This is a genomic window from Streptomyces sp. UC4497 (assembly GCF_054871485.1).
Map to the genome: position 1 here is coordinate 173,875 of NZ_JBTYHB010000012.1, position 19,358 is coordinate 193,232.

Below are 19,358 nucleotides of genomic sequence, written 5' to 3' on the forward strand. Positions count from 1 at the left end.
TGCCGGTCCAACGTCTTGTTCGGCCCAGCGCCTTGTTCAGCCCAGCGCCTTGAAGTTCACTCCCGTCAGCTGCTCCGACGCGGCCCACAGCCGCTCCCCCGCCGCGTCGTTGACCGTCCACGACGCCCGCCAGGACTTGATGGGGGCACCGCGCCACATCGCCACGCGCGGGCCGTAGAAGTCGTCGGGCCGTACGTCGGGGGCGGTGGCCGCGCGCAGCGTCGGCAGCGCACCGTCCGCGGCGGGCTGGCCGAAGAACCGGTTCCCGACCTCGAAGAACCGCTCCATGCCCCTGCGGCCCTCCATCCGGGCGCTGCGCGCCTGCAGCTCCGTGGCCGCGTAGCCGGGGTGCGCCGCGGCCGCCACGAGCCCCGCACCCGCCGCCTCCACGCGGCGCGCCAGTTCGTGCACGAACAGCAGGTTGGCCGTCTTGGACCGCCCGTAGGCCACCCAACGCCCGTACTTACGCTCGCTGTTGAGGTCGGCGATGTCGATGTTGGCGAGAGCGTGCAGCCCGCTGGAGACGGAGACGACGCGGGGCGCGGGCGCCGCGAGCAGTCCCGGCAGCAGCAGCCCGGTCAGCGCGAAGTGCCCCAGGTGGTTCACGCCGAACTGGGTCTCGAAGCCGTCGGCCGTGCGGCCGTACGGGAGGGCCATCACGCCCGCGTTGTTGACCAGGAGGTCGAGCGGGCGGTCCTCACGGGCCTCGGCGAAGCCCCGTACCGAGGCGAGGTCGCCGAGGTCGAGCCGCGCGAACTCGGCCTGCGCGCCGCGCACTTCGGACGTCAGACGCTCCAGGGCCGCGACGCCCCGCCGTTCGCTGCGGCAGGCCAGGACCACGTGGGCGCCCGCGCGGGCCAGTTCGCGTGCGGTGACGTAGCCGATGCCGGTGTTGGCTCCGGTGACCACCGCCGTACGGCCCTGCTGGTCGGGGATGTCGGTCGCGCTCCAGCCGCTCATGGGTCGGCTCTCCTTCGGGGGGACGTCATCAGTGGGGGTTACCGAAGGGTACGCACGCACGGAAAAGGGCGGCACCCCCCGCACGGGGTGCCGCCCTTCGTGGAAACCGGGGCCGTCGCGAATCGGTGAGGGTCGGGGACTCGCGACGGCCCCGGAGTTCAGCCGCCGGTCAGCGGTGGTCGCTGCCCACGGAGGTGGAGGCCGCGCGGCCCGCCTCCAGACGGGCGACCGGGATGCGGAACGGGGAGCAGGAGACGTAGTCCAGACCCACCTCGTGGAAGAAGTGGACCGACTCCGGGTCGCCGCCGTGCTCGCCGCAGACGCCGAGCTTGAGGTCGGGGCGCGTGGCGCGTCCCGCCTCGACGGCGGACTTCACGAGCGAGCCCACGCCGTCCTTGTCGATCGTCTCGAACGGCGACACCCCGAAGATGCCCTTCTCCAGGTACGCGGTGAAGAACGAGGCCTCCACGTCGTCGCGGGAGAAGCCCCAGACCGTCTGCGTGAGGTCGTTCGTGCCGAAGGAGAAGAACTGGGCCGCCTCGGCGATCTGCCCGGCCGTGAGGGCGGCGCGGGGCAGCTCGATCATGGTGCCGATGGCGAGCTTCAGCTTGACGCCGTGGCTCTCCTCGACCTCCGCGATGACCTGGTCGGCCTCCTCGCGGACGATCTCCAGCTCCTGGACGGTGCCGACGAGCGGGATCATGATCTCGGCGCGCGGGTCGCCCTTGGCGGCCTTGCGCTCGGCCGCGGCCTCGGCGATGGCGCGGACCTGCATGGTGAACAGGCCGGGGATGACGAGGCCGAGACGGACACCGCGCAGGCCCAGCATCGGGTTCTGCTCGTGCAGCCGGTGCACGGCCTGGAGGAGGCGCAGGTCGTTCTCGTTGTTGTCCTTGCGGGACTCGGCGAGCGCGACACGGACCGACAGCTCGGTGATGTCCGGCAGGAACTCGTGCAGCGGCGGGTCGAGCAGGCGGACGGTGACGGGGAGGCCGTCCATCGCCTCGAACAGCTCGACGAAGTCCTGCTTCTGGAGCGGGAGGAGCTGCTTGAGGGACTCCTCGCGCTCGGCGTCGGTGTCCGCGAGGATCAGCCTCTCGACCAGCTCGCGCCGGTCACCGAGGAACATGTGCTCGGTGCGGCACAGGCCGATGCCCTGCGCGCCGAAGCGGCGGGCGCGCAGCGCGTCTTCCGCGTTGTCGGCGTTGGCGCGTACTCGCAGGCGGCGTACTCGGTCCGCGTAGGCCATGATCCGGTGCACGGCGCCCACGAGTTCGTCGGCGTCGTCGGCGCCGGCGTGCATCCGGCCCTCGAAGTACTCGACGACCGGGGAGGGCACGACGGGCACCTCGCCGAGGTAGACCTTGCCGGTGGAGCCGTCGATGGAGACGACGTCGCCCTCCTCGACCACGGTCTCGCCGATGGTCATCCGGCGGCGCTTGGTGTCGACCTCCAGCTCCTCGGCGCCGCAGACACAGGTCTTGCCCATGCCGCGGGCGACGACGGCCGCGTGCGAGGTCTTGCCGCCGCGCGAGGTCAGGATGCCCTCGCAGGCGATCATGCCGTCGAGGTCGTCGGGGTTGGTCTCACGGCGGATCAGGATGACCTTCTCGCCGGACCGAGACCACTTGATGGCCGTGTACGAGTCGAAGACCGCCTTGCCGACCGCCGCGCCCGGCGAGGCGGCGATGCCGCGGCCGAGCAGCTCGACCTTCGCCTCGTCGTCGAAGCGCGGGAACATCAGCTGCGCGAGCTGGGCGCCGGAGACGCGCTGGAGCGCCTCGGCCTCGTCGATCAGGCCCTGGTCGACGAGCTGCGTCGCGATGCGGAAGGCGGCACCGGCGGTGCGCTTGCCGACGCGGGTCTGGAGCATCCACAACTGGCCGCGCTCGATGGTGAATTCGATGTCGCAGAGATCCTTGTAGTGGTTCTCAAGGGTCTCCATGATCTGCATGAGCTGGTCGTACGACTTCTTGTCGATCTGCTCCAGCTCGGCGAGCGGCACGGTGTTGCGGATGCCCGCGACGACGTCCTCGCCCTGCGCGTTCTGCAGGTAGTCGCCGTACACGCCCTGGTGGCCCGAGGCCGGGTCGCGGGTGAACGCGACGCCCGTGCCGGAGTCCGCGCCGAGGTTGCCGAAGACCATCGAGCAGACGTTGACGGCCGTGCCCAGGTCGCCGGGGATGCGCTCCTGGCGGCGGTACAGCTTGGCGCGGTCGGTGTTCCACGACTCGAAGACGGCCTTTATGGCCAGGTCCATCTGCTCGCGCGGGTCCTGCGGGAAGTCCCGCCCGGCCTCGGTCTTGACGATCTTCTTGAAGCGCGTGACGAGCTTCTTGAGGTCGGCGGCGTCCAGGTCGGTGTCGACCGCGACCTTCTTCGCCTCCTTGGCCTTCTCCAGGGCGTCCTCGAAGAGCTCGCCGTCGATGTCGAGGACGGTCTTGCCGAACATCTGGATGAGGCGGCGGTACGAGTCCCAGGCGAAGCGGTCGTCGCCGGCCTGCTTGGCGAGGCCCTGCACCGACTTGTCGGAGAGACCGATGTTGAGGACGGTGTCCATCATGCCGGGCATGGAGAACTTCGCGCCCGAACGGACCGACACCAGAAGGGGGTTGTCGGCCTGGCCGAGCTTCTTGCCCATCTTCTTCTCGAGCGCGTCGAGGTGCGCGGAGACCTCGTCACGGAGTGCCACCGGCTCCTCGCCGCTGTCGAGGTAGACCTTGCAGGCCTCGGTGGTGACGGTGAAGCCGGGCGGGACGGGAAGTCCCAGGTTGGTCATCTCGGCGAGGTTGGCACCCTTGCCGCCCAGCAGGTCCTTGAGGTCCTTGTTGCCCTCGGTGAAGTCGTAAACGAACTTCGCTACCTGAGGATCCTTGTTCTCCGACACGTGTCTCGACTCCTCGAGGCTCGGTGGCTGCCCTGACGGCGAGGAACATACCCAGATCCAAGGCCTGTGGGTACGTCCACTCAGCTGTCACACGGGCGTAACCACCCGTCCGCCAGGAGATCGAAAGTGGCGGACGGCAGGTGCCCCTCTCGGCCATTTGTTCATTACTTGAAGGTACTACCCCCGTAGACCCGGCTCAACGCTCACTTGAGCGCGCCCTGCTCGTTTGTGCGTTCAGGTCGTAAATGATCGAACGGTGGCACTGAGTGCCAGGGCTTGGAGAAGTGCAGACGGGTTTTAAGCGCTCATCTGAGCGCAACCCCGATCAGGGGTGGCGAGAATCACGCCGTTTGAAGCGGCTCCCGGACGCTCCCGTTCCAGCATGCGGACGCGCCTCGGGGACGAAACGGGCGCGTCACAGGCCCAGGGCCGCCAGCCGCCGCTCGGCCCGCGCGGGGCCGTACAGCTCCTCCACCACCAGCGCTCCCGCTCCGATGAGCGCCGAGCGCTCGCCGAGCCGGGACGTGACCACGTCCAGGTGCGCGGTCGAGCGCGGCAGGGCCCGTTGATACAGGAGTTCACGGACGCCCGTGAGGAAGGCGGTTCCGGCCAGATCTCCGGCGATCATGAGAACGCCGGGGTTGAGGAGCGTCACGACGGTGGCGAGGACCTCGCCGACGGAGTGCCCCGCCTCCCGCGCGAGCCGCAGCGCCTCCGGGTGCCCGGCGGCCAGCAGCTCGCGCACATCGGAGCCGGACGTCGCGGGCACGCCCGCCTCCGTCAGCCGGCGCGCCACGGCCCGGCCGCTGGCGACGGCGGCCAGGCAGCCGTACGAGCCGCACTTGCACAGCGCGTCCGCGCCGTCCGGCACGCGGATGTGCCCGATGTCGCCCGCGCCGCCGTCGATGCCCCGGTAGATCGCGCCGTCCACGACGACGCCCGCCCCGATGCCGGTGGAGACCTTGACGAGGGCGAAGGCGCGGCAGTCGGGGTGGGCGGTGCGCTGCTCCCCGTACGCCATGAGGTTGGCGTCGTTGTCGACGAGGACCGGGACGTCCGCCGCGGTGCCCGCGCCCTCGGCCGCCGCGCGGGCGAGCCGGCCCACGATGTCGTAGCCGTCCCAGCCGGGCATCATCGGCGGCTGGACGACCCGGCCGGACGCGAAGTCGACGGGGCCCGGCACCGCGAGGCCGATCCCGCACACCAGGTCCGGCGATCGGTCGGCCTTCCGCAGCAAGTCACCGAACCAGCCGCCCAGTTGGGACAGAACCCGCTCGGGGCCGTCGTCGACGGTGAGGGTGTCCATGTGCTCCGCGAGCACCTCGCCGGTCAGGGACAGGACCGCGGCGCGGGCGTGCCGGGTGTCGAGGTCGGCGGCGAGCACCACGGCGTGCGCGTCGTCGAACTCCAGGTGGATCGAAGGGCGGCCGCCGAGCCGGGAGTTGACGGGGCCTGCCGCACCCTCGCGCAGCCAGCCCGCGCGGAAGAGCCGTTCGAGCCGCTGGCCGACCGTGGCCCTGGACAGGCCCGTGACCTCCTGGAGGGCACCTCGCGTGGTCGCTCTGCCGCTGCGCACCAGGTGCAGCAGCTCTCCGGCGCTCGCCTGATTCCCCGCCATCCCGTTCCGACCCCCTCACGGGCCGTCCGGCCCCCTTGCGTTCATCAACTGTGCGTTACATTCTAGGTTTTGCGTGTTAAATAGACGTAACCCTATGCGGCGAACCGCGTAACCGACACCCGTTGGAAGGGGTGTGGGAAAGCCTGTGGAGCACACGACCGAGCGGCGAGGAGCAGCGCTGCGGCCTGCGCGGCCACGCTCCTCCTTACGGGACCGCGCCGCGCGCGTGCTCGACGCGAACTGGACGGGGACCTCGACCGTCCCCTCGCGCACGCTCTACCCCCACCAGTGGTCGTGGGACTCGGCGTTCATCGCGATCGGCCTGCGTCATGTCTCTCCGCTGCGCGCCCAGGGCGAGTTGGAGACGCTTCTGGCCGCGCAGTGGGGCGACGGCCGGATCCCGCACATCGTCTTCAACCCCGCCGTCGCGCTCGACGCCTACTTCCCGAGCCCCGACTTCTGGCGCTCCTCCACCGCGGGCCGCGCCGCGGGCGCCCCGGCCGCCGTGCAGACCTCCGGCATCGTGCAGCCGCCCGTGCACGCGCTGGCCGCCTGGCTGGTGCACCGCGCGGACCCGGGTCTGTCCCGCTCCCGCGGCTTCCTGGCGCGCGTGTACCCCGGCCTCGCCGCCTGGCACCGCTATCTCCTCCACCGCCGCGACCACGGCGGCGCGGGCCTCGTCTCCGTGGTCCACCCCTGGGAGCAGGGCATGGACAACAGCCCTTGCTGGGACGCCCCGTTGAACCGGATCTCCCCCGCCCCGGCACGCTCGTTCCGCCGCGCGGATCTGGAGCACGGCGCGGCGGACGACCGCCCGACGGACCTCGACTACGGACGGTACGTACGGCTTGCGGCCGACTACCGGGACGCCGAATACGCGGACGGGGGCGGGGAGTTCGCGGTCGAGGACCCTTCGTTCAATGCGCTGCTCGCGGCCTCCGAGCACGCGTTGGCCCGGATCGCCTGCGAGTTGGGGGCCGCGGGGACGGCGCGGCATGCGCGCGCGGAGCGGCTGACGGCGGCGCTGGTGCGGCGGCTGTGGGATCCGCGGGCCGGGATGTTCTTCTGCCGGGATCTACGGGGCGGGGGCGGCCTCGTCCGTGAGTACGGCATCTCCGGGCTGCTGCCGTTGATCCTGCCGACGCTGCCGCGCGAGGTGGTGCGGGCGCTCGTCGACACGGCGTGCGGACCGCACTTCGGCGTCGGGGGCCTGGTGCGGATGGCGCCCAGCTACGACCTGCTCGGGCCGGCCTTCGACCCGCACCGCTACTGGCGCGGCCCGGCCTGGTTCAACACCAACTGGCTTCTGGAGCACGGGCTGCGGCTGCACGGCGAGCACGCGCGGGCCGGGCGCCTGCGCACCGCCATGCTCGACGTCGCGGGGGCTTCGGACTTCGCCGAGTACGTGGATCCCCGAACGGGGGCGGGCTGCGGCGCCCGCGGCTTCGGCTGGACGGCCGCGCTGACGCTGGATCTGCTGGCCGAGAGGACGACACGATGACGGACGGGTACGGACACGGGCAGGGGCGTCAACTCCTGGTGCACGGAGGGACGTTCGTGGCGACGGACCCGTCGGGGGCGCTGACCGCGGTGCGCGGCGGCTCCTCGCCGGACGGCCTGTTCGTGCGGGACGCGCGCCACCTGTGCCGCTGGCAGCTCACGGTCGACGGGGCGGCGCCCGAGGTGCTGACGCCGATGTCGTACGAGGAGGAGGGCGTCGGCCGCTGCGTCCTCGTGCCGCGCGGCGGGCGCCAGGAGCCGCCGGCGTACGCCCTGTTCCGCGAACAGGCGGTGACGGAGGGCTCGTTCGTGGAGCTCCTGAAGGTCGTCTCGAACCGCCCGGTGCCGACGACGGTACGTGTCGCGCTCACGGTGGACGCGGACTTCACCGACCAGTTCGAGCTGCGCTCCGACCACCGTACGTACCAGAAGCCCGGGGCGGTGCGCACGCGTGAAGTCCTGGACGACGGCGTGGAGTTCACGTACACGCGGGGCGACTGGCGCTCGTCGTCGACGGTGACGAGCGAGCCCGCGCCGGACGCGGTGGAGGAGACGGGGACCGGGGCGCGCCGCCTCGTGTGGACGCTGGACCTCGCGGGGCAGGGCGGTGCGGAGCTGGCGCTGCGGGTGGTGGCGCGGCCGTCGGGGGCGGAGCCGGCCGAGGCGGTGGCGAGCCCGGGGGCGACGAGCCCGGCATCGGTGGCGGCCGAACTGGCTGCGACGGTAAGGGAGTTCACGGAGGGCGTCGAGTTGCCGGGTGCGTGGCCGGAGCTCGCGGACGCCTGTACGCGGGGCCTCGCCGATCTGGCGGTGCTGCGGGTGCCGGCGGCGGGGCCCGACGGGGAGCGGCATCTGGTGCCGGCGGCCGGGGTGCCGTGGTTCCTGACGCTGCTCGGCCGGGACGCGGCGCTGACCTCGCTCTTCGCGCTGCCGTACCGGCCTGAACTGGCCGCGGCGACGCTGCCCGTGCTGGCCGCGACGCAGGCGACCGAGCAGGTGGAGGGGGCGGTGGCGCAGCCCGGGAAGATCGTGCACGAGGTGCGGCACGGGGAGTTGGCGCACTTCGGGCAGGTGCCGTACGGGCGCTACTACGGTTCGGTGGACGCGACGCCACTGTTCCTGATCCTGCTCGGGGCGTACGTGGAACAGACGGCGGACGTGACGCTCGCCCGGCGTCTGGAGTCCCACGCGCGGGCGGCGGTGGGCTGGATGTTGGACCACGGCGGCCTCACGTCCCGCGGCTACCTGGTCTACCGCGCCGACCGGGGCGGCCTCGCCAACCAGAACTGGAAGGACTCCCCCGGCGCGATCTGCTCGGCGGACGGCGGTAGGGCGACGGGCCCGGTGATGGCGGCGGGCGCGCAGGGCTACGCGTACGACGCGCTACGCCGTACGGCGCTGCTCGCCCGGACGATCTGGGACGACACGGTGTACGCGGATCTGCTGACGCAGGCGGCGTCGGACCTGCGGGACCGCTTCGTACGGGACTTCTGGATGGAGGAGGCGGGATTCCCCGCGCTGGCACTCGACGGCGAGGGCCACCAGTTGGACGCGCTCGCCTCCGACGCGGGCCACTTGCTGTGGTCGGGCCTGCTGGACAAGGAGTACGGGGAGGCGGTCGGCCGTCGCCTCCTCGAACCGGACTTCTTCTCCGGCTGGGGCGTCCGCACGGTGGCCTCCGGCCAGGCCGCGTACCACCCGCTCTCGTACCACCGGGGTTCGGTGTGGCCGCACGACAACGCCCTGATCGCGCTGGGCCTGGCGCGGTACGGGCTGCATGACGAGGCGCGGACGGTGGCGGGCGGCCTGATCGCGGCGTCGACCGCGTGCGGCGGCCGGTTGCCGGAGGTGATGGCGGGCTACGCAAGCTCGGCCTACCCGGCGCCGGTCCCTTACCCCCACGCGTGCCAGCGTGAATCGCGCTCGGCGGCGGCACCGTTGGCACTGCTCAGTGCGGTGGGCGGGTAAATCAAGCCCCGCCGGCGTTTGAGGCGCGGGGTCCGGGGCGGAGCCCCGATCTTTCCAGCCCCGCCGGCGTTTGAGGCGCGGGGTCCGGGGCGGAGCCCCGTGGCGTAGGCGCGGTGCCGGTCAAGAGGACCCGGTCAGCCCCCGGACGTGTCCAGTTCCGCGTCGGCCGAGACCCCCGCACAGTCGTTGGGGTCGTTCAGCCAGCCGTCCGGCAGGACCACCCGACCGTTGCCCGACGTACGGCCGCGCGGGCCATCCGCACCCGCCGGCCACCCCTGGTCGAGGTCCAACTCGTCCAGCCCGGAACGGAGTTCGGCCAGGGACGACGTCGTCGCCAGACGCTTGCGGAGCTCGCCGCCGACCGCGAAACCCTTCAGGTACCAGGCCACGTGCTTGCGGAAGTCGATGACACCGCGGGATTCGTCGCCGATCCACTCGCCGAGCAGCGTCGCGTGGCGCACCATCGCGTCCGCCACCACCCGCAACGTAGGCCGGACCCGCTCCTCGCGTCCCTCGAACGCCGCCACCAAGTCCGCGAACAGCCACGGCCGCCCCAGGCAGCCACGTCCCACGACCACCCCGTCGACCCCGGTCTCGCGGACCATGCGCAGCGCGTCGTCCGCCGACCAGATGTCGCCGTTGCCGAGCACCGGGATCTCCGGAACGTGCTCCTTCAACCGAGCGATCGCGTCCCAGTCCGCCGTGCCGCCGTAGTGCTCCGCCGCCGTACGCCCGTGCAGCGCGATCGCCGTGACGCCCTCCTCGACCGCGATCCGGCCCGCGTCGAGGAACGTGATGTGGTCGTCGTCGATGCCCTTGCGCATCTTCATCGTGACCGGCAGGTCACCGGCGCCCGAGACCGCCTCCCGCAGGATCGCGCGCAGCAGCGGGCGCTTGTACGGGAGCGCGGACCCGCCGCCCTTGCGCGTCACCTTCGGGACCGGGCAGCCGAAGTTCAGGTCGATGTGGTCGGCCAGATCCTCTTCCGCGATCATGCGGACGGCCTTGCCGACGGTCGCCGGGTCCACCCCGTACAGCTGGATCGAACGAGGCTTCTCGGTCTCGTCGAAGTGGATGAGCTGCATCGTCTTCTCGTTGCGCTCGACCAGCGCCCGCGTCGTGATCATCTCGCTCACGAACAGGCCCTTGCCGCCCGAGAACTCCCTGCACAGGGTGCGGAACGGCGCGTTCGTGATCCCCGCCATGGGTGCGAGCACCACGGGGGGCTGCACCAGGTGGGGGCCGATGGTCAGAGCGGACATCTCAGGGCTCTCCGGGACGGACGACGGGAGGGGGCAAGCATCCATTGTCCCTCACTCTCCGCCCGGCCCCCGCCCAGCCCGTCACGGCCGCCGACTCAGCCCGTCACCGCCGTGAGCGCCGCCAGTTTCTCCAGGCGCCCGCCGGTCTCCTCGTCCGCGGGAACGTACGCGACCAGCCGGTACGCGCTGTTCTCCGGCGACAGCCACAGGTTGCGGTGCTCCAGGCGCAGCAGCCCCACCTCGGGGTGCCGGTACCGCTTCACGTGCGGCGCCATCGGCGCGACCTCGTGCCGCTCCCAGATCGCGCGGAACTCCGCCGACGCCTCCAGGAGCCGCGCCACCCGCGCCTTCCAGGCCGGTTCGGCGACGTGCTCGGCCATCGACGTGCGGTACTTCGCGGCCAGGTCACTCAGCATCTCGTCGCGGTCGAGGAACTCCTCGCGCCACCGGTCGCTCATGGCGAGCAGCCACATGCAGTTGCGCTCGTCGGGGGCGAGTTCGGTGGGGTCGCCGAAGACGGCGGCGTAGGCGGGGTTGGAGGCGAGCACGTCGTAGCGGGCGTTCTGGAGGGACGCCGGGTAGGGCGCCAGGGTTTCCATGAGGCGCAGCATCGTCGGCGTGACGGCCGGGCAGACGGTCTCCGCGTGCGGGTCGGTGGTGCCCGCGAGCGCGAAGGCGTGGGAGCGCTCGGTCGGGTCCATCTGGAGGGCGCGGGCGATCGCGTCGAGGACGGCGGGCGAGACGTTGATCGCGCGGCCCTGTTCCAGCCACGTGTACCAGGTGACGCCGACGGCGGCGAGGTGCGCGACCTCCTCGCGGCGCAGGCCCGGGGTGCGGCGGCGCGCGGTGCGCGGCAGTCCGGCCCGCTCCGGCGTGATCCGCTCGCGGCGGCTGCGCAGGAACGCGGCGAGTTCCAGCCTGCGGGGGTCCTCGGAAACGGGGCGGGTGCTCACGCGCTTCACGGGCCTCACGTCGGTCGTGCCACTGATGCGATCGGTCGTGCCACTCATGCCACCAGGATGCCCCGCCCCTCATCCGGTTGCCAGGTACTGCCTGTAACAGGATGAGGAGACTCTGGTACCAGGCTGCGCGGGCGACGATCGTCGACGTCATGACCACCGTCACCACCACCGCCCCCACGCGGCCGACCCCCGCCGCGCCACCGCTTCTCGGCCCCGTCGGCCTCTTCACCGTCCTCATCGGCGCCGCCCTCCCGATGATCGACTTCTTCATCGTGAACGTCGCCCTCCCCAGCATCGCCCGCGATCTCCACGCCTCCCCCGCCGGCCTGGAGATGGTGGTCGCCGGGTACGCCGTCGCGTACGCCGTGCTGCTCGTCCTCGGCGGCCGGCTCGGCGACACCTTCGGGCGGCGCCGGCTGTTCCTGCTCGGCGTCGTCGCCTTCGGCCTCACCTCGCTGGCCTGCGGCCTCGCCCCCACCGCATGGACCCTGGTCGCCGCCCGCGTCGCGCAAGGCGCCGCGTCCGCGCTGATGCTGCCGCAGGTCCTCGCCACCATCCACGCCACGACGAGCGGGGAGCGCAGGGCGAGGGCCGTGTCCCTGTACGGGTCCGTGGGCGGCGTCTCCGTCGTGCTCGGGCAGGTCCTCGGCGGGGTGCTCGTCGCCGCCGATCTCGCCGGGACCGGGTGGCGGGCCGTCTTCCTGGTGAACGTGCCGGTCGCCGCAGCCGCCCTGCTCCTCGCCGTCCGCACCGTGCCGGACAGCCGGGCCGAGCGGCCCGCGCGCGGGGATCTCGCCGGGACGGTGCTCCTCGCGGCGTCGCTGACCGCGCTGCTGCTGCCGCTGACCGAGGGCCGGGCGGCGGGCTGGCCGCTGTGGTCGGTGCTCACGCTGCTGGCCGCGCCGTTCCTGACCTGGGCCTTCGTCTCCGTCGAGCGGCAGGCCGAGCGCGGTGGCGGGAGCCCGCTGCTGCCGCCTTCGCTGGTGGCCGCCCCGGCGGTGCGGCGCGGGCTGATCCTCGGCCTTCCGGTCTTCGTCGGGTTCGCCAGCTGGATGTTCGTGAGCGCGGTCACCCTCCAACAGGGCCTGCACTACGGCGCGTTGAAGGCGGGCCTGACGCTGGTGCCGATGGGCGTGGCCCAGTTCGCGGCCTCGGTCCTCGCGCCGCGGCTCGCGGCCCGGTTCGGCGCGCGGACGCTGGCGCTGAGCGCCGCCGTGCACATCGCGGGCCTCGCGACGGTGGCGCTGACCGCGCTGTGGGTGCCCTGGGACCGGATCACTCCGCTGGTCCTGGCGCCCGGGCTCGCCCTGATCGGCGTCGGCGGCGGCCTCCAGCTGCCGCTCTACTACCGGATCGTGCTCGCCGCCGTTCCGGCCGCGCGGGCCGGGGCGGGCAGCGGCCTCGCCGCCACCGTGCAGCAGGCGTGCCTCGCGGTGGGCGTGGCCACGCTCGGCTCGCTGTTCCTGGCGCTGGTGCCGGGCGCGGGGATGCGGACGGCGCTGGCCGTCGTCCTCGCGGTGCAGGCGGCCGGACTGCTCGGCCTCGCGGCCCTGGCGCTGCGCCTGCCGCGAAGCCTGGACTGAGACCACCCTCCGCGCGCCGCACGTATCCGCCCACGCCCACCGCACATGCCCGCACACAGCACCTCCGGCTAACGTCAAACACATGCCCGATGCACCCACCCCCCTCCCCCACCGCAGGCGCATGCTCGTCCTGGCGATCTGCTGCATGAGCCTGCTGATCGTCAGCCTCGACAACACCGTCCTGAACGTCGCCCTCCCGTCCATGGCGAAGGACTTCGACGCCACGCTCTCGGGCATGCAGTGGACGATCGACGCCTACACGCTGGTCCTCGCGGCCCTGCTGATGCTGGCCGGTTCGACCGCCGACCGGATCGGGCGGCGCAAGGTCTTCAAGATCGGCCTCATCGTGTTCACGGCCGCCTCGGTGGCCTGTTCCCTCGCGCCGAACCTGGAGTCCCTGGTCGCGTTCCGGATGCTCCAGGCCGTCGGCGGCTCGATGCTCAACCCGGTCGCGATGTCGATCATCACGAACACCTTCACGGACCCGCGCGAGCGGGCCCGCGCCATCGGTGTGTGGGGCGGCGTCGTCGGCATCTCCATGGCGGCCGGGCCGCTGGTCGGCGGGCTGCTCGTGGACTCGGTCGGCTGGCGCTCGATCTTCTGGATCAACCTGCCGGTCGGCCTCGCCGCGCTCCTGCTCACCATCCGCTACGTCCCCGAGTCCCGCGCCCCGAAGGCCCGCCGCCCCGACCCGGTCGGCCAGCTCCTGATCATCGCGCTGCTCGGTTCGCTGACGTACGCGATCATCGAGGCGCCCTCGGCGGGCTGGACCTCCGTGCGGATCATCGTCTTCGCCGCGATCGCCGTCGCCGCGCTCATCGGCATCCTGCTGTACGAGCCCCGGCGCGAGGAACCCCTCATCGACCTGCGGTTCTTCCACTCGGCGCCGTTCAGCGGCGCCACCGTGATCGCGATCTGCGGCTTCGCGGCGCTCGGCGGCTTCCTGTTCCTCTCGACGCTCTACCTCCAGGACGTACGCGGCCTGGACGCGCTGCACGCGGGCCTGTGGATGCTGCCGATGGCGGCGATGACGCTGGTGTGCGCCCCGCTCTCCGGCCGTCTGGTCGGCAGCCACGGACCGCGCCTGCCCCTCCTCGTCGCGGGCGTGATGATGACGGCGAGCGGGACCCTCTTCGCGGCGTTCGACGCGGAGACCTCGAACGTCACGCTGTTCATCGGCTACGTCCTGTTCGGCATCGGCTTCGGCTTCGTGAACGCCCCGATCACCAACACCGCGGTCTCCGGAATGCCGCGCGCCCAGGCGGGCGTCGCGGCGGCGGTCGCCTCCACCAGCCGCCAGATCGGCCAGACCCTCGGCGTCGCGGTGATCGGCGCGGTGCTCGCGTCGGGCGTCGCCGGATCCTCGTACGCGAAGGCCTTCGTCGAAGCCAGCCGCTCCTGCTGGTGGATCATCGCGGGCTGCGGCCTCGCGGTCCTGGTGCTCGGCGCGCTGACCAGCGGGCACTGGGCGCGGGAGACGGCGCGGCGGACGGCGGAGCGCCTTGAGGACGCGGAGGACGCGGCCGTCACGAAGGCGTCCACCGGCTCATGACCGGGCGGCCGCCAACTCCCTGAGCGCTTCGAGGCGTTCACCGGTCACGGCATCCGCCGGTGTGTACGTGACCATGCGGGCGCCGCAGTCCCGGCCGAGCCACAGATCGGTGTGGACGACGGAGAGCGGACCCACGTACGGGTTGTGGAAGTGCTTCACCTTGCTGGGCACGGACTGCACCACCTCGTGCCGCTCCCACAGCTCGCGGAACTCGGCGGACTCCTCGGTGAGCCGCTTGAGGACCAGCTTCCAGGCGGGCTCGCCGAGGTGCTCGGCCATGCCGGAGCGGAACTTGGCCGCCATGATCCGCAGCACGCTGTCGAGGTCCGAGATCGCGGAGCGCCAGCCCTCGTGCGTGAACGCCAGCAGCATCCAGTTGCGGTCCTCCGGCGGGATCTCGTCGAGGTCGCAGAGCAGCATCCCGTACGTGCGGTTGTAGGCGAGGATGTCGTAGCGGCTGTTCTGTACGCAGGCCGGGACGGGCTCCAACCGGTCCATCAGGTCGAGCAGTTCAGGGGTGAGCGTCGCGCAGCTCGCCGCAGGTGTCGGGTCGATGGCGCCCGCGAGGCCGAACAGATGGGCCCGCTCGCTCCCGTCGAGCCGCAGCGTGCGGGCGAGCGCGTCGAGGACCTGCGCGGAGACCTGGATGTCGCGGGCCTGCTCCAGCCACGTGTACCAGGTGACGCCGACCGCCGAGAGGTGCGCGACCTCCTCGCGGCGCAGCCCTGGGGTGCGGCGGCGCCGACCGCGCGGCAGGCCCACGTCCTCGGGCGCGATCCGCTCGCGGCGGCTGCGCAGGAAGTCCCCCAGCTCGTGCCGCCGGATGTCGGCCGAACCACTGTCCCGCACATCCGGTACGTCCCGTGTCATCGTGGCCATTCACCCAGGATGGACCCGGCCGGAGCCTGTTTCCAGGTAGCGCTTCTACCAGGATAAGAACACTCTGGTACCCGTCTCGGATCCGGCCGACGCTCAGTGGCATGACGACCCACACCCAGGCCCGCCCGGCGCACACCGGTGACCTGACGCCGCCGGCACTCGGCGGCCTCGGCCTGCTCACCGTGCTGCTCGGCGCGGCCCTTCCTCTGATCGACTTCTTCATCGTCAACGTCGCCCTGCCCACCATCGGCCGCGATCTGCACGCGAGCGAACCCGTCCTCGAACTCGTCGTGGCGGGCTACGGCATCACGTACGCGGTGCTGCTCGTGCTCGGCGGCAGGCTCGGCGACCTCCTCGGACGCCGCCGCCTGTTCGTCCTCGGCACGGCCGCCTTCGGCCTCACCTCGCTGGCCTGCGGTCTTGCCCCCACCGCATGGACCCTGGTCGCCGCCCGGATCGCGCAGGGCGCCGCGTCCGCCCTGATGCTGCCGCAGGTCCTCGCCACCATCCAGGCCACGACGAGCGGACCGCACCGGGCGCGCGCCATGAGCAAGTACGGCGCCACGGCGGGCCTTTCGATGGTGGCGGGCCAGGTGCTGGGCGGCCTGCTCGTCTCGGCCGACCTGTTCGGCACGGGCTGGCGCTCGGTGTTCCTGGTGAACGTGCCGGTGGTCGTCCTGGCCCTGGTGCTCACCGCCCGTACGGTCCCCGAGACCCGCTCCGACCGCCCCGAGCCGGTGGACGTGCCCGGAACGGTGCTGCTCGCCCTCGCCCTGATGGCACTGCTGGCCCCGCTGACCGAGGGCCGGGCGGCGGGCTGGCCGCTGTGGACGTGGCTGTCGCTCGCGGCGTTCCCGGGCCTGGCGTACGCGTTCTACGCGGTGGAGCGCCGGGCCGACCGGGCGGGACACACGCCGCTCATCCCGCCGTCGCTCCTCCAACTGGTGTCGCTGCGCCGGGGGTTGATGATGGTGGTGCCGTTCTCCATCGGCTTCAGCGGCTTCATGTTCGTGATCGCGGTGGCGTTGCAGCGCGGCGAGGGCCTCGGCGCGACGGAGGCCGGGCTGACGATCGCGCCGATGGCGGGGGTCTTCTTCGTGACCTCGCTCGCGGGGCCGCGCCTGGTGTCCCGTTGGGGCGCGCGGGTCGTCACGGTGGGCGGGCTGCTGCAGGCGGCCGGGGTGGCGCTGCTCGCGCTCGCCGCGTGGCGCGCCTGGCCGGACCTCGGGGTCCTGGAGATGCTGCCGGGCGCGGTGCTCGCCGGGGCGGGCCAGGCGCTCCAACTGCCCATCCTCTTCCGGATCATCCTCTCCGAGGTCCCCTCGGCGCGGGCGGGCGTGGGCGGCGGCGTCATGACGACGACCCAACAGGCCTCCCTGGCCCTGGGCGTGGCCACGCTGGGTTCGCTGTTCCTTTCCCTGGCCCCTTCCCAGGGCATGCGCGACGCCCTGATCACGACGCTGCTCGTGCAGCTCGCGGCGGTGACGGTGACGGTGGTCATGAGTCTGCGGCTGCCGCGAGTAATTACCTGACCCGCCCGGGCCTGCCTGCCCGAGCGAGTGACAGGTGACAGATATTGAAATCTGTCACCTGTCATGTCATGGTGGAGGACATGAACCTCCACACCCGCCCTCTGGGCACCACCGGCCCCGACGTCTCCGCCCTCGGCCTCGGCTGCATGGGCATGTCCGCGCTGTACGGGGAGGCCGACCGCGCCGAGTCCGTCGCCACGATCCATGCTGCGCTCGACGCGGGCGTCACGCTTCTCGACACCGGTGACTTCTACGCGATGGGTCACAACGAGATGCTGATCGGCGAGGCCCTGCGCACGGCCCCCGCGGCAGCCCGGGAGAACGCGCTGACCAGCGTGAAGTTCGGCGCCCTGCGCGGCCCGGACGGCTCGTGGAACAGCTACGACGCCCGCCCCGAGGCGGTGAAGAACTTCGCCGCGTACTCGCTCCAGCGCCTCGGCGTCGACCACATCGACATCTACCGGCCCGCCCGCCTCGACCCCGAGGTGCCGATCGAGGAGACGGTCGGCGCCATCGCCGAGCTCGTCGGGCAGGGCTACGTACGCCACATCGGCCTCAGCGAGGTCGGCGCGGACACCATCCGCCGGGCCGCCGCCACGGCCCCGATCTCGGATCTCCAGATCGAGTACTCGCTCATCTCGCGCGGCATCGAGGAGTCGATCCTGCCCGCCACCCGCGAGCTGGGCATCGGCATCACCGCGTACGGCGTGCTGTCCCGCGGTCTGATCTCCGGCCACTTCACGCGCGACCGACAGCTCGGCGCCGGCGACTTCCGCGCCTTCAGCCCGCGTTTCCAGGGCGAGAACCTCCAGCACAACCTGGACCTCGTCGACCAGCTCCGCAAGATCGCCGAGCAGAAGGGCGCGAGCGTCGCGCAGATCGCGATCGCGTGGGTGGCCGCCCGCAGCGAGAACATCGTGCCGCTGATCGGCGCCCGCACCCGCGAGCGGCTCTCGGAGGCCCTCGGCGCGCTCGACGTGCGCCTGGACGCCGCCGACCTCGCCGCCATCGAGGCCGCCGTGCCCGCCGACGCCGCGGCCGGCGAGCGCTACCCGGCGGCCCAGATGGCACACCTCGACAGCGAGCGCTGATCGGCGCCGGGTAACTTCGTAGCCATGGCCCCCGAGACCCTGACCCCCGAGCGCATCCTCGCCGCGACCGAGGACGTGCTGCGCAGGCACGGTCCCGCGAAGGCGACCGTCGTCGACGTGGCCCGCGCGCTGGGGGTCAGTCACGGCTCGGTGTACCGCCACTTCCGTACGAAGGCGGAGCTGCGCGGCGCGGTCACCAAGCGCTGGCTGGACCGCACGACGGCGCGGCTCGCCGAGGTCGTCGCGGCCGACGAGCCCGCCGCCACGAAGCTGCGCCACTGGCTGGCGACGCTCTTCGAGGCGAAGCGCCACAAGGCGGGCGACGACCCGGAGCTGTTCGCCACGTACTCCGTCCTGACGGACGAGCAGGGCGGCGTGGTCCACGCCCATATCGACGAACTGGCGGGCCAGTTGACCGCGATCCTCCAACAGGGCGTGACCGCGGGCGAGTTCGAGATCGAGGATCTTCCCGCGACGGCCCGGGCGGTCTTCGAGGCGACGGCCCACTTCCACGACCCGGTGTACGCGCCGGAGTGGTCGCACCCGGACGCGCAGCACGCCTTCGACACATTGGTGTCCCTCGTGGTGCGCGGGATCTCGGCCCACCGACCAGGGCTCTCCTGACGGAACTCCCGACGGAATCGTGCATTCACTCTCGGCCATGCTGTGCGGCCGTTTTCAGCGCTGAGCAGGAGGCCCGCCCTCGGCATGCGCCGCCATCACAGCGGCCGATACCAGCAGTAACACCGTTGGCCATGGCTTGACTTCGGCCGATGCACACCCTCACACATCTGACCGAATCCACATGGCTGCCACTGTGAAGTTTTCGCAGCCGCTCGTACGCTCCGCACGAGGGCTGGATCACAGATCTTCCCCACGCTCTCCCGACTTCCGCCCCAAACGGAAGCAGCGCCCCGGACCCCGGCGCGGTCGACCCCTGGACCCCCGCGACAGCGGATCGACCCCGGCAGTCCCGCGGACGGCGCGACCAGAGGATTGAGTTGACCCCCCACAGACGCACCAGGGTGCCGCCCTGCGGAGCGCCGGCTCCGTCAGCCGGATCCGCCCGCGCCTCTGTCCTTGAGGGCCAGTTCGGCCCACACCACCTTTCCGGTGGGCGTCGGCCGCACACCGACGGCGGAGGCGTAGGCCGAGACCAGGAACAGGCCCCGGCCCCCGGGCTCGAGGAAGTCCGGTGGCTCCATGGGGATGACCACGAGCTCGGTGGACGTGTCGGCCACCTCGAGCCGGACACCATCGACGGTTCGGATGATGGCCAACTCGAAGGTGCCGCCGCCGCAGTGCCGCACATTGCTGCACAGCTCGGTCACCACGAACGAGGTGTCGTACACCAGCCCGTGCAGGCCCCAGCAGCGCAGGCGGGCACCGACGATCCGGCGAATCTGCTCCAGGCGGTGCGGGCTGTACTCCATACGGATCGAGCACGGCTGATCGAGCATGTCGATCACATCGATCTCATCCGTCGACTGGTCCGGCATTACCCCTCCGGGGGTCCCATGGGAGTGAACTCGCTTGTGGACAACGGGCGTTGGAACGCCATCTT

The 19,358-nt window shown here is 71.9% G+C and carries 14 protein-coding genes; 7 read left to right on the forward strand and 7 right to left on the reverse strand.

Going from position 1 to position 19,358, the window contains the following annotated elements:
• Window positions 1–36 precede the first annotated feature (36 nt).
• The 3 genes from ACYSUO_RS19300 to ACYSUO_RS19310 form a co-directional block, all read right to left on the reverse strand.
• A complete protein-coding gene (locus tag ACYSUO_RS19300; RefSeq protein ID WP_461777383.1) occupies window positions 37–960 on the reverse strand; it encodes an oxidoreductase in 924 nt (307 codons plus the stop codon).
• 169 nt (window positions 961–1,129) lie between these two features.
• Complete coding sequence (ppdK, locus tag ACYSUO_RS19305) at window positions 1,130–3,847, reverse strand: pyruvate, phosphate dikinase (RefSeq protein ID WP_461777384.1); 2,718 nt, start codon at window positions 3,845–3,847, stop codon at window positions 1,130–1,132.
• Between the two features lie 415 nt (window positions 3,848–4,262).
• On the reverse strand, window positions 4,263–5,465 hold the full coding sequence (locus ACYSUO_RS19310; protein WP_461777385.1) for an ROK family protein: 1,203 nt from the start codon (window positions 5,463–5,465) through the stop codon (window positions 4,263–4,265).
• Between the two features lie 145 nt (window positions 5,466–5,610).
• Here ACYSUO_RS19310 and ACYSUO_RS19315 point away from each other — a divergent pair, with 145 nt between their 5' ends.
• Together ACYSUO_RS19315 and ACYSUO_RS19320 are read left to right on the forward strand one after the other, a co-directional pair.
• The gene (locus tag ACYSUO_RS19315) at window positions 5,611–6,966 is read left to right on the forward strand and encodes an MGH1-like glycoside hydrolase domain-containing protein (protein WP_461777386.1); all 1,356 of its coding nucleotides are present in this window, start codon (window positions 5,611–5,613) and stop codon (window positions 6,964–6,966) included.
• Window positions 6,963–8,933 (forward strand): amylo-alpha-1,6-glucosidase, encoded by a 1,971-nt coding sequence (locus tag ACYSUO_RS19320; RefSeq protein WP_461777387.1) that lies wholly within the window; start codon window positions 6,963–6,965, stop codon window positions 8,931–8,933. Before ACYSUO_RS19315 ends, ACYSUO_RS19320 begins: the two co-directional genes overlap by 4 nt.
• 134 nt (window positions 8,934–9,067) lie before the next feature.
• On the opposite strand, the gene dusB is transcribed toward ACYSUO_RS19320, so the two are convergent.
• Together dusB and ACYSUO_RS19330 are read right to left on the reverse strand one after the other, a co-directional pair.
• On the reverse strand, window positions 9,068–10,195 hold the full coding sequence (gene dusB, locus ACYSUO_RS19325; protein WP_461777388.1) for a tRNA dihydrouridine synthase DusB: 1,128 nt from the start codon (window positions 10,193–10,195) through the stop codon (window positions 9,068–9,070).
• A gap of 95 nt (window positions 10,196–10,290) precedes the next feature.
• On the reverse strand, window positions 10,291–11,205 hold the full coding sequence (locus tag ACYSUO_RS19330; protein WP_461777389.1) for a helix-turn-helix transcriptional regulator: 915 nt from the start codon (window positions 11,203–11,205) through the stop codon (window positions 10,291–10,293).
• Between the two features lie 101 nt (window positions 11,206–11,306).
• Here ACYSUO_RS19330 and ACYSUO_RS19335 point away from each other — a divergent pair, with 101 nt between their 5' ends.
• The gene (locus ACYSUO_RS19335) at window positions 11,307–12,740 is read left to right on the forward strand and encodes an MFS transporter (RefSeq protein ID WP_461777390.1); all 1,434 of its coding nucleotides are present in this window, start codon (window positions 11,307–11,309) and stop codon (window positions 12,738–12,740) included.
• Window positions 12,741–12,822: 82 nt separating this feature from the next.
• Complete coding sequence (locus ACYSUO_RS19340; RefSeq protein ID WP_461777391.1) at window positions 12,823–14,292, forward strand: MFS transporter; 1,470 nt, start codon at window positions 12,823–12,825, stop codon at window positions 14,290–14,292.
• On the opposite strand, the gene ACYSUO_RS19345 is transcribed toward ACYSUO_RS19340, so the two are convergent.
• Entirely contained in the window at window positions 14,287–15,171 is an 885-nt protein-coding gene (locus ACYSUO_RS19345; protein ID WP_461777392.1) for a helix-turn-helix transcriptional regulator, read from the reverse strand. The genes ACYSUO_RS19340 and ACYSUO_RS19345 overlap by 6 nt on opposite strands.
• 101 nt (window positions 15,172–15,272) lie before the next feature.
• Here ACYSUO_RS19345 and ACYSUO_RS19350 point away from each other — a divergent pair, with 101 nt between their 5' ends.
• The 3 genes from ACYSUO_RS19350 to ACYSUO_RS19360 all read left to right on the forward strand — a co-directional run bounded on the left by ACYSUO_RS19350 (window position 15,273) and on the right by ACYSUO_RS19360 (window position 18,418).
• Window positions 15,273–16,703, forward strand: a complete 1,431-nt coding sequence (locus ACYSUO_RS19350; RefSeq protein ID WP_461777393.1) for an MFS transporter — start codon at window positions 15,273–15,275, stop codon at window positions 16,701–16,703.
• Window positions 16,704–16,783: 80 nt separating this feature from the next.
• Window positions 16,784–17,794 carry an aldo/keto reductase gene (locus ACYSUO_RS19355; RefSeq protein WP_461777394.1) on the forward strand — a complete coding sequence of 337 codons (1,011 nt, stop codon included), beginning with the start codon at window positions 16,784–16,786 and terminating at the stop codon, window positions 17,792–17,794.
• 24 nt (window positions 17,795–17,818) lie between these two features.
• On the forward strand, window positions 17,819–18,418 hold the full coding sequence (locus tag ACYSUO_RS19360; RefSeq protein WP_461777396.1) for a TetR family transcriptional regulator: 600 nt from the start codon (window positions 17,819–17,821) through the stop codon (window positions 18,416–18,418).
• 428 nt (window positions 18,419–18,846) lie between these two features.
• On the opposite strand, the gene ACYSUO_RS19365 is transcribed toward ACYSUO_RS19360, so the two are convergent.
• Window positions 18,847–19,293 (reverse strand): ATP-binding protein, encoded by a 447-nt coding sequence (locus ACYSUO_RS19365; RefSeq protein WP_461777397.1) that lies wholly within the window; start codon window positions 19,291–19,293, stop codon window positions 18,847–18,849.
• Window positions 19,294–19,358: the final 65 nt, after the last annotated feature.